The sequence below is a fragment of the Streptomyces antarcticus genome (genome assembly GCF_026627255.1).
Classification (GTDB): Bacteria; Actinomycetota; Actinomycetes; order Streptomycetales; family Streptomycetaceae; genus Streptomyces; species Streptomyces antarcticus.
In genome coordinates this window covers 1-14,601 of record NZ_JAPNLM010000015.1, presented here as the reverse complement: position 1 = coordinate 14,601, position 14,601 = coordinate 1, and the positions used below count along the sequence as shown (strand labels likewise).

The 14,601-nt window shown below is 70.1% G+C and carries 13 protein-coding genes and 1 tRNA gene; 9 read left to right on the top strand and 5 right to left on the bottom strand.

What is annotated here, in order from left to right:
* Positions 1-102: 102 nt before the first annotated feature.
* From OTB16_RS22270 to OTB16_RS22255, 4 genes are read left to right on the top strand one after another with little or no spacing between them, the layout of a single operon-like run.
* Positions 103-1,032, top strand: coding sequence for a branched-chain amino acid ABC transporter permease (locus OTB16_RS22270; protein ID WP_267722258.1), 930 nt, complete (start codon positions 103-105; stop codon positions 1,030-1,032).
* A 5-nt stretch (positions 1,033-1,037) separates the two neighbouring features.
* The gene (locus OTB16_RS22265; RefSeq protein ID WP_383909887.1) at positions 1,038-2,858 is read left to right on the top strand and encodes a branched-chain amino acid ABC transporter permease; all 1,821 of its coding nucleotides are present in this window, start codon (positions 1,038-1,040) and stop codon (positions 2,856-2,858) included.
* 3 nt (positions 2,859-2,861) lie between these two features.
* Positions 2,862-3,830: an ABC transporter ATP-binding protein gene (locus OTB16_RS22260; RefSeq protein WP_267722256.1), complete on the top strand. Its 969-nt coding sequence runs from the start codon at positions 2,862-2,864 to the stop codon at positions 3,828-3,830.
* Entirely contained in the window at positions 3,827-4,543 is a 717-nt protein-coding gene (locus OTB16_RS22255; RefSeq protein ID WP_267722255.1) for an ABC transporter ATP-binding protein, read from the top strand. The genes OTB16_RS22260 and OTB16_RS22255 overlap by 4 nt, the downstream gene beginning before the upstream one ends.
* Positions 4,544-4,644: 101 nt before the next feature.
* Here OTB16_RS22255 and OTB16_RS22250 read toward each other — a convergent pair whose 3' ends face one another.
* Entirely contained in the window at positions 4,645-5,298 is a 654-nt protein-coding gene (locus tag OTB16_RS22250) for an ANTAR domain-containing response regulator (protein ID WP_267722254.1), read from the bottom strand.
* A gap of 100 nt (positions 5,299-5,398) precedes the next feature.
* Between OTB16_RS22250 and OTB16_RS22245 the strand changes: the two genes are divergently transcribed.
* The 4 genes from OTB16_RS22245 (at position 5,399) to OTB16_RS22230 (ending at position 7,327) form a co-directional block, all read left to right on the top strand.
* A tRNA-Leu gene (locus OTB16_RS22245) sits at positions 5,399-5,471 on the top strand.
* Between the two features lie 111 nt (positions 5,472-5,582).
* On the top strand, positions 5,583-6,347 hold the full coding sequence (locus OTB16_RS22240) for a helix-turn-helix domain-containing protein (RefSeq protein WP_267722252.1): 765 nt from the start codon (positions 5,583-5,585) through the stop codon (positions 6,345-6,347).
* A gap of 52 nt (positions 6,348-6,399) precedes the next feature.
* Positions 6,400-6,903 carry an FBP domain-containing protein gene (locus tag OTB16_RS22235; RefSeq protein ID WP_267722251.1) on the top strand — a complete coding sequence of 168 codons (504 nt, stop codon included), beginning with the start codon at positions 6,400-6,402 and terminating at the stop codon, positions 6,901-6,903.
* 172 nt (positions 6,904-7,075) lie between these two features.
* Positions 7,076-7,327 (top strand): EF-hand domain-containing protein, encoded by a 252-nt coding sequence (locus OTB16_RS22230; protein ID WP_267722249.1) that lies wholly within the window; start codon positions 7,076-7,078, stop codon positions 7,325-7,327.
* Between the two features lie 96 nt (positions 7,328-7,423).
* Here OTB16_RS22230 and pyk read toward each other — a convergent pair whose 3' ends face one another.
* Together pyk and OTB16_RS22220 are read right to left on the bottom strand one after the other, a co-directional pair.
* The gene (gene pyk / locus OTB16_RS22225; protein WP_267722246.1) at positions 7,424-8,851 is read right to left on the bottom strand and encodes a pyruvate kinase; all 1,428 of its coding nucleotides are present in this window, start codon (positions 8,849-8,851) and stop codon (positions 7,424-7,426) included.
* A 146-nt stretch (positions 8,852-8,997) separates the two neighbouring features.
* Positions 8,998-9,702, bottom strand: coding sequence for an SIMPL domain-containing protein (locus OTB16_RS22220; RefSeq protein ID WP_267722244.1), 705 nt, complete (start codon positions 9,700-9,702; stop codon positions 8,998-9,000).
* A 128-nt stretch (positions 9,703-9,830) separates the two neighbouring features.
* On the opposite strand from OTB16_RS22220, the gene OTB16_RS22215 reads away from it, so the two are divergent.
* The gene (locus OTB16_RS22215) at positions 9,831-11,621 is read left to right on the top strand and encodes a bifunctional metallophosphatase/5'-nucleotidase (RefSeq protein ID WP_267722243.1); all 1,791 of its coding nucleotides are present in this window, start codon (positions 9,831-9,833) and stop codon (positions 11,619-11,621) included.
* A gap of 114 nt (positions 11,622-11,735) precedes the next feature.
* Here OTB16_RS22215 and OTB16_RS22210 read toward each other — a convergent pair whose 3' ends face one another.
* A complete protein-coding gene (locus OTB16_RS22210; protein WP_267722241.1) occupies positions 11,736-13,145 on the bottom strand; it encodes a lysine N(6)-hydroxylase/L-ornithine N(5)-oxygenase family protein in 1,410 nt (469 codons plus the stop codon).
* On the bottom strand, positions 13,142-14,545 hold the full coding sequence (locus OTB16_RS22205) for a pyridoxal phosphate-dependent decarboxylase family protein (protein ID WP_267722491.1): 1,404 nt from the start codon (positions 14,543-14,545) through the stop codon (positions 13,142-13,144). The genes OTB16_RS22210 and OTB16_RS22205 overlap by 4 nt, the downstream gene beginning before the upstream one ends.
* Between the last annotated feature and the right edge of the window lie 56 nt (positions 14,546-14,601).

The following is a 14,601-nucleotide window of genomic DNA, read 5'->3' as shown; positions in this document are numbered from 1 at the left end:
CGGACGACGTCCGCCAGCGCCCACCACACCTGCCGCGCGGGGCGCGCACACCACAGCGCCCCGCGCGGTGTCACATCCGTCGAAAGACTCGGAGGACCTGCGGTGCACGAACTGCCGCAACAGCTGGTCAACGGCCTGCTACTGGGATCCATGTACGGGCTCGTCGCCATCGGCTACACGATGGTCTATGGCATTGTCCAGCTCATCAACTTCGCCCACGGCGAGATCTTCATGACCGGTGGCTTCGGTGCCCTCACGGTCTGGATGATGCTCCCCTCGGGCTCGACCATGTGGGTCGCGCTGCCCCTGATGCTCATAGGCGCGGTCTTCGTGGCCACCACCATCGCAGTCGCCGCGGAACGCTTCGCCTACCGCCCGCTGCGCAACGCTCCGCGCCTCGCACCGCTCATCACCGCCATCGGGCTCTCCATCGCCCTCCAGCAGGCGGTATGGGCCTGGTACCCGGGCGCGACGAGCTCGCTCGTCTTCCCCGAGATCCCCGGCGGACCGTTCCACCTCGGAAGCATCACCATCCAGACCGGTGACATCTTCCTCCTGATCGCGGCCCCCATCTCGATGGCCTTCCTCGGCTTCTTCGTCAAGAAGACCCGCACCGGCCGCGGCATGCAGGCCACCGCGCAGGACCCCGACACCGCGAAGCTGATGGGCGTCAACACCGACCGCATCATCACCACCGCGTTCGCCCTCGGCGCCGTCTTCGCCGCCGTCGGAGCCGTCGCCTACGGCCTCAAGTACGGCGAGGTCAACTTCAAGATGGGCTTCCTCCTCGGCCTCAAGGCGTTCACCGCCGCCGTCCTCGGAGGAATCGGCAACATCTACGGCGCCATGGTCGGCGGCCTCGTCCTCGGCCTCGCCGAGACCCTGACCACCGTCTACGTCGCCGAAATCCCCGGCCTCGAACAGCTCGGTGGACAGTCCTGGGGCAACACCTGGGCGTTCGTACTTCTCATCCTCGTGCTCCTCTTCCGGCCGCAGGGCCTGCTGGGCCAGCGCGTGGCGGACAGGGTGTGAGATCCATGACGACGACCATCACCGCGGACACCGCGAAGACCACCCCCGCACCGGACAAGGGCTTCATCCCCCTCCCCGAGAAGACGGCCCGCGCCCTGGCCACCGTCGGCGGCGCACTCACCGTCCTCTCCGCCTTCCTCGCCTGGACCTGGACCTCCGCCTTCCCCGGCGACCTCACCGTCTACGGCTACCCCGGCGGACTCCAGTGGCTCGCCCTCATCGGCGGCGCCCTCACCACCGCCTTCGGCCTCGCCTCCTACGGCGTCAAGGGCTTCCGCTGGCTCGCACCCTCCGGAGCCGACGCGGCGATCAAGCTCTCCGCCCTCGCCGCGTTCGCCGTCATCTGGTACACCGTCATCGCCATCGTGGTGAAGCTCGGTGCGATCGTCGACCTCGAACCCGGCGCCGGCATCGCCGCCCTGGTCAGCCTCCTCGCCGTCATCGGAGCCTTCGCCCTGCCCTTCGAGCGCCCCTCGCTCGAAGGACCGGACCCCGATGACACCGGCTGGGACAAGTTCAAGCACGAAGCCGGCAACAAGTGGACGACCGTCAAGGCCTCCTTCGCCTCCGGTCCCGCCACCCCCGCCCGCGTCCTGCCCTCCTGGGCCGAGATCCTGCTGATCGCCGCCGTCCTCGGACTCGGCCTCACCGTCTTCACCTACGGCATCACCACCCCGTACCAGGAACTCTTCATCGGCTTCCTGATCACCACGGGCTTCGGTGCCGCCGCGCTCAACAAGGCCGGACTCATGGGCCGCGTCACCACCCTCACCGCCCGCCACCGCAACGTCGCCCTCGTCGGCGCCTTCGCCGCCGCGGCAGCCTTCCCCCTCACCCAGACCGACGACCAGTACGCGAACCTCGGGGTCAACATCCTGATCTTCGCCACCGTCGCCCTCGGCCTGAACATCGTCGTCGGCCTCACCGGCCTCCTCGACCTCGGTTACGTCGCCTTCCTCGGAGTCGGCGCCTACACCGCGGCCCTGGTCTCCGGCTCCCCGAACTCCCCGTTCGGCGTGCAGCTCCCCTTCTGGGCCGCACTCCTCGCCGGCGCCGCCGCCTCAATGATCTTCGGTGTCCTCATCGGCGCCCCGACCCTGCGTCTGCGCGGCGACTACCTCGCCATCGTGACGCTCGGCTTCGGAGAGATCTTCCGCATCTCCATGAACAACCTCGACGGCGTCTCCGGCCCCGACATCACCAACGGGCCGAACGGCGTCGCCAACATCCCCAACATCAACCTCTTCGGGTTCGACTTCGGGGCGGCACACACCATCGCCGGCTTCACCATCGGCCGGTTCGCGAACTACTTCCTGCTGATGCTGCTGATCACGCTCATCGTGGTCCTCGTGTTCCGCCGCAGCGCGGAATCCCGCATCGGCCGGGCCTGGGTCGCCATCCGCGAGGACGAGACCGCCGCAGAAGCCATGGGCATCAACGGCTTCCGCGTCAAGCTCATCGCCTTCGCCCTCGGCGCCACCCTCGCCGGCCTCGCCGGCGTCGTCCAGGCACACGTCCAGTACACGGTCACCCCCGACCAGTACCAGTTCGCCAACGCCGTACCGCCGAACTCCGCCTTCCTCCTCGCGGCGGTCGTCCTCGGCGGCATGGGCACCATCGCCGGACCGCTCGTCGGCGGATCGCTCCTCTTCCTGATCCCCAACAAGCTCCAGTTCCTCGGCGAGTACCAGCTCCTCGTCTTCGGATTCGCACTCATCATCCTCATGCGACTGCGCCCCGAAGGCCTCATCCCCAACCGGCGCAACCAGCTCGAACTCCACCCCGAGGCTGCGGCTCCGACGGTCCTCGGCAAGGCAGGGGTCTGACCCATGACGACCACCACCACCGCCCCCAGCACGGCGGAGACCGTCCTCGACGCACGCGGCGTCACGATGCGCTTCGGCGGCCTCACCGCCGTCCGCAACGTCGACCTGACCGTCCGCAGCGGCGAGATCGTCGGACTCATCGGCCCCAACGGCGCCGGCAAGACCACCTTCTTCAACTGCCTCACCGGCCTCTACATCCCCACCGAGGGCGAAGTCCGGTACAAGGGCACGGTCCTGCCGCCCAAGTCCTACAAGGTCACCGCCGCAGGCGTCGCCCGCACCTTCCAGAACATCCGTCTCTTCAACAACATGACGGTCCTGGAAAACGTGCTCGTCGGCCGCCACACCCGCACCAAGGAGGGCCTCTGGTCCGCCCTGCTGCGCCTCCCCGGCTTCCACCGGGAGGAGAAGGCCAGCCGCGAGAAGGCCATGGAACTCCTGGAGTTCATCGGCCTCGACAGCAAGGCCGAACACCTCGCCCGCAACCTCCCCTACGGCGACCAGCGCAAGCTGGAGATCGCCCGCGCGCTCGCCAGCGACCCCGGCCTCATCCTCCTGGACGAGCCCACCGCCGGCATGAACCCGCAGGAGACCCGGACCACCGAAGAACTCATCTTCGCCATCCGGGACAAGGGCATCGCCGTCCTCGTCATCGAGCACGACATGCGCTTCATCTTCAACCTCTGCGACCGGGTCGCCTGCCTCGTCCAGGGCGAGAAGCTCGTCGAGGGCACCGCGAGCGAGGTCCAGGGCGACGAGCGCGTCGTCGCCGCGTACCTCGGGGAGCCCTTCGAGGGCGCCCCCGGCGCCGAGGAAGCCGCCGCGGTCGAGGCCGCGGAGGCCGGAGCCGCCGAAGCCGTAGCCGCGCAGGCCGACGCCGCAGAGGCCGAAGCCGAGGCAGAGGCCGAGGCCGAGGCCGAGGCAGAGGCCGAAGCGCACAGCACCACCAGCACGGACGGAGAGGCCAAGTGACCGCACTCCTCGAGGTCGAGGACCTCCGCGTCGCCTACGGCAAGATCGAAGCCGTCAAGGGCATCTCGTTCAGCGTCGACGCCGGCCAGATCGTCACCCTCATCGGCACCAACGGCGCCGGCAAGACGACCACGCTGCGCACCCTGTCGGGCCTGATCAAACCGCGCGGCGGCCAGATCAAGTTCAACGGGAAGTCACTGAAGAAGGTGCCCGCGCACGACATCGTCGCGCTCGGACTCGCCCACTCCCCCGAGGGGCGGCACATCTTCCCGCGCATGACGATCGAGGACAACCTCCTCCTGGGCGCCTTCCTCCGCAAGGACAAGGAAGGCATCCAGCAGGACGTCCAGCGCGCCTACGACCTCTTCCCCATCCTGGGAGAGCGTCGCAAGCAGGCGGCCGGCACCCTCTCCGGCGGCGAGCAGCAGATGCTGGCCATGGGCCGTGCGCTCATGTCCCGGCCGAAGCTGCTGATGCTGGACGAGCCGTCGATGGGCCTCTCGCCGATCATGATGCAGAAGATCATGGCGACCATCGCCGAGCTCAAGGCGCAGGGCACCACCATCCTGCTGGTCGAGCAGAACGCCCAGGCGGCGCTCTCCCTGGCCGACCAGGGCCACGTGATGGAGATCGGCAACGTGGTCCTCTCGGGCCCGGGCCGCGAGCTCCTGGTCAACGAGGACGTCCGCAAGGCGTACCTCGGCGAGGACTGAGAGCCGGGAAACGCGTGAGGCCCGCCTCCCCCCGGGGGGAGGCGGGCCTCACGCATGCCCGGGGCACGGCGGGCGCGCGGCGGGCCGCCCGGTGCGCGGGCTCAGCCCTTGGCGGCGTTCTTCTTCTCCTCGGCGTCCTCGATGACCGCCTCGGCGACCTGCTGCATGGACATGCGGCGGTCCATGGAGGTCTTCTGGATCCAGCGGAAGGCGTTCGGCTCGGTGAGGCCGTACTGGGTCTGCAGGATGCTCTTGGCCCGGTCGACGAGCTTGCGGGTCTCCAGTCGGAGGGAGAGGTCGGCGACCTCCTTCTCCAGCGCCTTCAGCTCGGCGAAGCGGGAGACGGCCATCTCGATGGCCGGCACGACGTCGCTCTTGCTGAACGGCTTCACGAGGTACGCCATGGCCCCGGCGTCGCGGGCCCGCTCGACGAGGTCTCGCTGCGAGAACGCGGTGAGCATGAGCACGGGGGCGATGGACTCCTCACCGATCTTCTCGGCGGCGGAGATCCCGTCCAGGACGGGCATCTTCACGTCGAGGATGACGAGGTCGGGCCGGTGCTCGCGGGCGAGCTCGACGGCCGTCTGCCCGTCGCCGGCCTCGCCGACGACGGAGTACCCCTCCTCCTCGAGCATCTCCTTGAGGTCGAGACGGATGAGCGCCTCGTCCTCGGCGATGACGACGCGGGTCGTCAGCGGCGGAACGTGCGACTGGTCGGCGTCGGGCGTGGGCGTCGACTCGTGCTCGGCGGTCACGGGGGGCTCCTTGTTGCAAGGCGATTCAGCTCCCCCGAGCCTACCTAGCTCCTGTATGTTTGTGACACGGAGGGTCTTCGGTATCCTTTGTTTCGAAGGAGCCCCGGTAGCCCAGCGGCAGAGGCGATGGATTCAAAACCCATTCAGCGTCGGTTCGAATCCGACTCGGGGCACTTCTCCTTCATTTCCAAGGCCGCAAAGCGCTTTTGCGATCTTCACTCGTCACGGTGAACGAATCTTCGATTCGCGGACAGCCGGACGAGGCGCGGCCAAGCTCCCGGACTGTGGAGCACAATCCTTCGATACGCGAAGAGGCAGTCCTGCTGTTGCGCCGTGGCGTGACGAACCGGACCGTCGCAGACCATTTCGGCATACCCCGCGGCACGGTCGGCTGGTGGCGGCATCAGGACCGGAAGCATCGTGGCGAGACGTGCAAACCGCCGACCGACTGTCCGAGGTGCACGGGGCGGGCATTCGATCATCGCGCCTACAGCTACCTTCTGGGCCTCTACCTCGGCGACGGCCACATCGTCTCGCGGTACAAGCAGCACCACCTGTCCGTTTTCTGCGACGCGGCATGGCCCGGACTCATCGACGCCGCCGAGGAGGCCATGCACCTCGTCATGCCTCTGCCAAGGGTGGGACGGCGTCAGCGGCAGGGCTGCGTAGAGGTCAAGTCGTACACATGGCACTGGACGTGCCTCTTTCCGCAGCACGGCCCCGGCAGGAAGCATGACCGGCTCATCGCCCTCGAAGGCTGGCAGCAGGAGATCGTCGACGCTCACCCCTGGGAGTTCGTGCGGGGGCTCATCCACTCCGACGGGTGCCGGACCACTAACTGGACCACCCGCCTCGTCGGCGGTGTGCGGAAGCGGTACGAGTACCCCCGGTACTTCTTCACCAACAAGTCCGACGACATCACCGGCCTGCTGACCGCCACCCTGGACCGGCTCGGCGTCGAGTGGAAGCGGGCGAACGCCTGCAACGTATCGATCGCGCGGAAGGAATCCGTCGCCCTCATGGACCTGCACATCGGGCCGAAGCACTGACCCGGGGATATTGATGTGCGGGCCATCGATGGTGGCCGTAGAGTCGACGCCCGTGGAACCGCTCTCCGAGAAACAGATCCGCTCGTCCTTCGTGAACTGCACCAAGGGCGAGGCGTCGCGGCTGAGACTGCCGCTCGACTTCGCCGAACTGCCCTGGCAGGAGCTGGACTTCCTGGGGTGGGTGGATCCGGGGGCGCCACTGCGGGCGCACCTGGTGCTGCCCCGGGAGGGCGGGCCGCTGGGGATCTCCCTGCGGGTGCCCTCCGTGGGGCGGACGAGTGCGCTGAAGTCCAGCCTGTGCCAGATCTGCCTGACGGGGCACGCCTCGTCCGGGGTCACCCTGCTCGCCGCCCCGCTGGCGGGGGCCCGGGGTCGCGAGGGGAACACGGTGGGCACGTACTTCTGCGCCGACCTCGCCTGCTCCCTGTACGTGCGCGGGAAGCGGCAGCCGAAGCTGCGTACGGCGCGGTACGAGGAGTCCCTGACCGTGGACGAGCGGGTGGCGCGGATGACCGGCAACCTGGACGCGTTCGCGGCCAAGGTCTCGGCGGGCTGAGGGGTTACGGGAGGTCGCCGTCGCCGCCCCGCTTGGCGGCCTCGCGGGTCCGGTGGCCGAGGGGCTGGGCGGCGAGCTGCTACTGCTGGGGGTATTCCTTGATCGTCATGCCGTGAACGTATGACCTCGGCGTAGGTTGAGGTCAAGGCATTGGCGATGAGGGGACTGTGTGATGAGTGAGAAGGCCCGGAAGCTGTTCGAGGCGCTGGATCTGGACGCGAACGGGGAGTTGACCCGTGTCGAGGTGATCACGGCGCTGCGCTCGAAGGGGCCGACGCTGGCGGCGCGGGGGGACATGCCGTTCTGGGGTGTGGGGGACGTGGACGCGTCGTCGGCGCTGTTCGACTCGGCGGATCAGAACGGGGACGCGGTGTTGTCGTTCGAGGAGTTCGCGGCCGTGGTCAACCGGCGGTTCGGCTGGTAGGTCCGGCGGGCCGGCACGGAGCCGGGCGCCGCGTCGGGCGGGCGCTCGACGCGGCGGCGGCCGGTGTGGGTACGGCCCCACGCGGCCGGGGCGTGGTCAGCGGACGGCGTCGCCGATGTGGTGGATGCGGACCAGGTTGGTCGATCCGGTGACGCCGGGGGGCGAGCCGGCGGTGATCACGACGACGTCGCCGGGGACGCAGCGGCCGATGCGCAGGAGTTCTTCCTCGACCTGGGCGACCATCGCGTCGGTGGAGTCGACGTGGGGGCCGAGGAAGGTCTCGACGCCCCAGGTGAGGTTGAGCTGGGAGCGGGTGGCCGGGTCGGGGGTGAAGGCGAGGAGCGGGATCGGCGAGCGGTAGCGGGAGAGGCGCCGGACGGTGTCGCCGCTCTGGGTGAAGGCGACGAGGAACTTCGCGTCGAGGAAGTCGCCCATCTCGGCGGCGGCGCGGGCGACGGCTCCGCCCTGGGTGCGGGGCTTGTTGCGGTCGGTGAGGGGCGGGAGGCCCTTGGCGAGGATGTCCTCTTCGGCGGCTTCGACGATGCGGGACATCGTGCGGACCGTTTCGACGGGGTACTTGCCGACGCTGGTCTCGCCGGAGAGCATCACGGCGTCGGTGCCGTCGATGACGGCGTTGGCGACGTCGGAGGCCTCGGCGCGGGTGGGCCGGGAGTTGTCGATCATCGAGTCGAGCATCTGGGTCGCGACGATGACGGGTTTGGCGTTGCGCTTGGCGAGTTTGACGGCGCGCTTCTGGACGATCGGGACCTGTTCCAGGGGCATTTCGACGCCGAGGTCGCCGCGGGCGACCATGATGCCGTCGAAGGCGGCGACGATGTCGTCGATGTTCTCGACGGCCTGGGGCTTCTCGACCTTGGCGATGACGGGGAGGCGGTGGCCTTCCTCGTCCATGATGCGGTGGACGTCGTCGATGTCGCGGCCGCTGCGGACGAAGGAGAGGGCGATGACGTCGGCGCCGATGCGCAGGGCCCAGCGGAGGTCGTCGATGTCCTTCTCGGAGAGGGCGGGGACGGATACGGCGACGCCGGGGAGGTTCAGTCCCTTGTGGTCGGAGACCATGCCGCCTTCGATGACGGTGGTGCGGACGCGGGGGCCGTCGACGGCGGTGACTTCGAGGGTGACGCGGCCGTCGTCGACGAGGATGCGCTCCCCGGTGGTGACGTCCGCGGCGAGTCCCTTGTAGGTGGTGCCGCAGGTGTGGCGGTCGCCTTCGAGGTCTTCGACGGTGATGGTGAACTCGTCGCCGCGTTCAAGGAGTACGGGGCCTTCGCGGAAGCGGCCGAGGCGGATCTTCGGGCCTTGAAGGTCGGCGAGGACGCCGACGCTGCGGCCGGTCTCGTCGGAGGCCTTGCGTACGCGCTGGTAGCGCTCCTCGTGTTCGGCGTAGGTGCCGTGACTGAGGTTGAAGCGGGCGATGTCCATTCCGGCTTCGACCAGGGCTTTGATCTGGTCGTATGAGTCGGTGGCGGGGCCCAGGGTACATACGATTTTCGCTCGGCGCATGAGGCGAGCGTATTCCCCTACCAACGGGTAGGTAATCGCTTCCAGGTGTCCGCTCAACAACCTTTGGGAAAAAGGTTGTTGACAACTGTTGAATGTGCATGGGGGTGCTCTGATGAGCACCCCCATGGCGCGTTCTGTACGGTTCCTCAGAGCTGCGGAGGGGTCATCGTGAAGCGGGCGTTCACCTGGGCGTAGACGGTCTGCCGCTGGGGTTCGAGGTCGAGCGGCGGGGCGCCCGCGTCCTCGGTGGCGCTGAAGGCCATGGTGCGCATGCCTCCGCCGGGGCCGGCCGCCTGGAAGGGGACGGCGTTCTCCGCGCCGAGGTCGGCGAGTTCGACGAGGGCGGAGAGGCGGGAGCCGAGGGCCTCGGCGTACTCGCGGGCCCGCTGGACGGCTTCGAGGACGGCTTGCCGTCGGGCTTCGCCGTGGGCGGGCGAGGTGGGCCGCAGGGCCCACCAGGGGCCGTCGACCTGGGTGAGTTCGAGGTCGGCGAGGCGGGTGGTGAGTTCACCCAGGGTGGTGAAGTCGTTGAGCTCCGCGGTGATGTGCACGCGGCCGTGGTAGGCGCGGATCCGGTCGCCGCGGCCGTGGCGGGTGAGTTCGGGGCTGATGGAGAAGGCTCCGGTCTCGAGCTTCTCCACGGGGTCGCCGTAGCTCTTGACCAGGTCGAGGACGGCGTTGTTGCGCCGGGTGAGGTCGTCGAGGGCGGTGCGGCGGTCGGTGCCGCGGGCGCTCACGGTGATGCCGATGCGGGCGATCTCGGGGTCGACCTCGATGCGGGCCTCGCCGCAGACGGCGACGCGGGGTACGTCCGGGGTTCCGTAGGGCTGGTGCGCTGCGTCCTGAGTCATGCCTTCACTGTCGCACTGTCGTGCGTACGGGCGTGGTCACCGGATCGAAACCTGGCAGGGGTGTTGCGGCTTGTTACCGCTGGGTCAGAATCTACGCGCGTTGTTCACGCCTCAAAAGGGGAGATGGCATGGCGTTCGACCGCAGGACTTTTCTGGGAACCACGGCCGCGACCGGTGCGGCCGTGGCGTTGACGGGGGCCACGAGCACCCCGGCCGCCGCGCGTTCCGGGCCGCGGACCTACGCGTTCACCGTGATGGGCACGACCGATCTGCACGGGAACGTCTTCAACTGGGACTACTTCACGGACAAGGAGTTCGACGACAAGGCGCACAACGACGTCGGCCTGGCGAAGATCTCCACCCTGGTGAACCGGGTCCGGGAGGAGAAGGGCCGGTGCAACACGCTGCTGATCGACGCGGGTGACACGATCCAGGGCACCCAGCTGTCGTACTACTACGCGAAGGTCGACCCGATCACGGCGCGGCGGGGCCCGGTGCACCCGATGGCCCAGGCGATGAACGCGATCGGCTATGACGCCGCCGCGCTGGGCAACCACGAGTTCAACTACGGCATTCCGGTGCTGCGGAAGTTCGAGGAGCAGTGTGACTTCCCGCTGCTCGGGGCGAACGCGCTGGACGCGAAGACCCTGCGGCCGGCGTTCCCGCCGTACAGCATGCACCGGTTGCGGACGCCGCACGGCCGGGACGTGAAGGTGGCGGTGCTGGGGCTGACGAACCCGGGGATCGCGATATGGGACAAGGCCAACGTGCAGGGGAAGATGACCTTCCCGGGGCTGGAGGAGCAGGCGGCGAAGTACGTGCCGAAGCTGCGCTCGATGGGCGCCGACGTGGTGATCGTCTCGGCGCACTCCGGGTCGAGCGGGACGTCCTCGTACGGGGACCAGCTGCCGTACGTGGAGAACGCCGCGGGGCTGGTGGCGGAGCAGGTGCCGGGGATCGACGCGATCCTGGTGGGGCACGCGCACACGGAGATCCCGGAGTACCGGGTGAAGAACCGGGCGACCGGCAAGGACGTGGTGCTGTCGGAGCCGCTGAAGTGGGGTCAGCGGCTGACGCTGTTCGACTTCGAGCTGACGTGGGAGAAGGGCCGCTGGTCGGTGGCGAAGGTCGCGGCGAGGGTGCTGAACTCCAACGAGGCCGCCGAGGACCGGAAGATCACCGGGCTGCTGTCGGACGAGCACCGCAAGGTCGTCGCGTACGTGAACCAGGTGATCGGCACGTCCACGCAGGCGATGGCCTCGGCGGAGGGGCCGGTCAAGGACGTGGCGATCATCGACCTGATCAACCACGTCCAGGCGGAGACGGTCAAGGCCGCGCTGGCGGGTACGGAGTGGGCGGCGCTGCCGGTGCTGTCACAGGCCTCGTGCTTCTCCCGGACGGCGGCGATCCCGGCCGGGCAGGTGACGCTGAGGGACGCGGCGGGCCTGTACCCGTTCGAGAACACGCTGGAGGCGCGGCTGCTGACCGGTGCGCAGCTGAAGGACTACCTGGAGTATTCGGCGCGGTACTTCGTGCGGACCGCGCCGGGTGACGTGGTGGACCCGGCGAAGCTGACGAACGCCGACGGGATTCCGGACTACAACTACGACGCGGTGTACGGGTTCACGTACGACATCGACATCGCGCAGCCGGCCGGTTCGCGGATCACGGGGCTGTCGTTCGGGGGTGTGCCGGTGGATCCGGCGGCACGGTTCGTGTTGGCGGTGAACAACTACCGGGCGTCGGGGGGCGGGAACTTCCCGCACGTGCCGCGGGCGAAGCAGGTGTGGGCGGACTCGGACGAGATCCGCAACACGATCATCCAGTGGGTGAAGGCGAAGGGGACGGTGGATCCGTCGGCGTTCGCCTCCGTGGACTGGCGGCTGACGCGGGCGGGGGTGCCCGTCTTCCAGGCCTGACCGTATGTCTCGGGGGGCCGGGCCCGCTTCGGCGGGGACCCGGCCCTTCGGCGTGTCCGGGGTGGTCCGGTCGCGGGGCGTGCTCGGTGGCCGCCGGGCGGTGGGGCGGGCCGTTTACGGGTGTTCGACGAGCGGGAGCAGTTCTCCGGCGGGCCGGGGGCGGGTGTGTTCGCGCTGGTCGAGGCCGAAGGTGGTGAAGGCGGTGCGCACCGGTTGGGGGTAGGGCTCCTTGCCGGTGAGGGTGTTGAGGATGGCGGCGCTGCGCCAGGCGGCGAGCCCGAGGTCGGGGGCTCCGACTCCGTGGGTGTGGCGGTCGCCGTTCTGGACGAAGACGCTGCCGGTGACGCTGGGGTCCAGGACCATGCGGTGGCGGTCGTCGATGCGGGGGCGGCCGGAGGCGTCCTTGCGCAGGTACGGGTCGAGGCCGGCGAGGAGGCTGCCGAGGGGGCGTTCGCGGTAGCCGGTGGCGAGGACGACGGCGTCGGTGGTGAGGCGGGAGCGGGTGCCCTGTTCGAGGTGTTCGAGGTGGAGTTCGACCTTGGTGGTGGCGACGCGGCCGGCGGTGCGGACGCTGACTCCGGGGGTGAGGACGGCGTCGGGCCAGCCGCCGTGCAGGGTGCGGCGGTAGAGCTCCTCGTGGATGGCGGCGATGGTGTCGGCGTCGATGCCCTTGTGGAGCTGCCATTGGGCGGGGACGAGGCGGTCGCGGACCGGTTCGGGCAGGGCGTGGAAGTAGCGGGTGTAGTCGGGGGTGAAGTGCTCCAGGCCGAGCTTGGAGTACTCCATGGGCGCGAAGGAGGGGGTGCGGGCGAGCCAGGTGAGGCGTTCGCGGCCGGTGGGGCGGGCGCGGAGCAGGTCGAGGAAGACTTCGGCGCCGGACTGGCCGGATCCGATGACGGTGACGTGGCCGGCGGCGAGGATGCGCTCGCGGTTGTCGAGGTAGTCGGCGGAGTGGATGACCGGGACCGTGGGGGCTTCGGCGAGGGGGCGCAGGGGTTCGGGGACGAACGGGGCGGTGCCGATGCCGAGGGCGAGGTTGCGGGTGTGGGTGCGGCCGAGGGCTTCGGCTTCGCCGTCGGCGTCGACCTGGGTGAAGTCGACTTCGAAGAGGTCGCGTTCGGGGTTCCAGCGGACGGCGTCGACCTGGTGGCCGAAGTGGAGTCCGGGGAGGCGGCCGGCGACCCAGCGGCAGTAGGCGTCGTATTCGGCGCGCTGGATGTGGAACCGCTCGGCGAAGTAGAAGGGGAAGAGTCGTTCCTTGTGCTTGAGGTAGTTCAGGAAGCTCCACGGGCTGGCCGGGTCGGCGAGGGTGACCAGGTCGGCGAGGAAGGGGACCTGGAGGGTGGCGCCGTCGATGAGGAGGCCGGGGTGCCAGCGGAAGTCGCGGCGCTGGTCGTAGAAGGCGGTGGCGAGTTCGCCGGCTCCCTGCTGTGGCAGGCCGTGGGCCAGGGCCGCGAGGGACAGGTTGAACGGGCCGATGCCGATTCCGACGAGGTCGTGGGGCGCATCGAGGTGGGCGGTCATCGGGTGCTGCCTTCCAGGAGGGCGACGAGGGTGTCCAGGTCCCGCGCCGTGGTGTGGGGGTTGAGCAGGGTGGCCTTGAGCCAGAGGCGGCCGTCGGCGCGGGCGCGGCCGAGGACGGCGCGGCCTTCGTGGAGGAGGGTGCGGCGCAGGTCGGCGAGCTGCTCGTCGTCGGCGCGGGCGGGGCGGAAGAGGACGGTGCTGATGGTGGGCGGGGCGTGGAGTTCGAAGCCGGGGTGGGCGTCGAGGAGTCGCGCGAGGTCCTCGGCGAGTGCGCAGGTGCGGTCGATGAGGTGGACGAGGCCGTCGCGGCCGAGGGAGCGGAGGGTGGCCGCGATCTTCAGGGCGTCGGGGCGGCGGGTGGTGCGCAGGGAGCGGCCGAGGAGGTCGGGGAGGCCGGCCTCGGTGTCGTCGGTGGCGTTGAGGTAGTCGGCCTGGTGGGCGAGGGGGGCGAGGAGGGCGGCGTCGGGGACGGTGAGGAGTCCGGCGGCGACGGGCTGCCAGCCGAGTTTGTGGAGGTCGACGGTGAGGGACCGGGCGCGGTCGAGGCCGGCGAGTTTGGGGCGGTGGCGGGGGCTGAGGGCGAGGAGTCCGCCGTAGGCGGCGTCGATGTGGAGTTCGGCGCCGCGGCGGTCGCAGAGGTCGGCGATCTCGGTGAGGGGGTCGATGAGGCCGGCGTCGGTGGTTCCGGCGGTGGCGGTGACGAGGACGGGGCCGGTGGTGGCGGCGAGGGCCTCGGCGAGGTCGGCGGGGTGGAGGGTGCCGGTGGGGGTCGGTACGGACACGGCGGGCGGGAGGCCGAGCAGCCAGGCGGCGCGGGGCACGGAGTGGTGGGCGTTGGCGCCGTGCAGGACGGTGACGGCCGGGCCGTGGCGTTCGCGGGCGAGGAGGAGGGCCAGCTGGTTGGACTCGGTGCCGCCGGTGGTGACGAGGGCGTCGGGGTGGGGGGCGCGGGGATGGAACTCGGCGGCGAGGGCGCGGGTGAGGAGGGCTTCGACTGCGGAGGCGGCGGGGGCCTGGTCCCAGGAGTCGAGGGAGGGGTTGAGCGCGCAGGCGGCGAGGTCGGCGGCGGCCGCGACGGCGAGCGGCGGGCAGTGGAGGTGGGCCGCGCAGAGGGGGTCGGCGGGGTCGGCGGCGCCTGCGGCGACGGCGTGTACGAGGGTCCGCAGCGCTTCGTGGTCGCCGGTTCCGTGCGCGGGGAGCACGTCGCCCAGGGCGGCCCGGACGCGGGCGGTGGTGATGTCGGGCCCGCCGGCGGGGAGGGGTCCCCGGCGTTCGGCGGCGCCGGTGCGCAGGGCGTCGAGGACGGTGTCGAGCAGGGGCCGCAGCGCGTCCGGGCCGCGGTGGCCGCCGGCGAGCGGGGGCGGGGGCGGCGGGGTGCGGGTGCCGGGCAGCGCCGTCATGCGGTGTCCCTCCGGGGGCTGGGCGGGGTGGGGGCCGCGGCCGCCGGGGCGGGGCG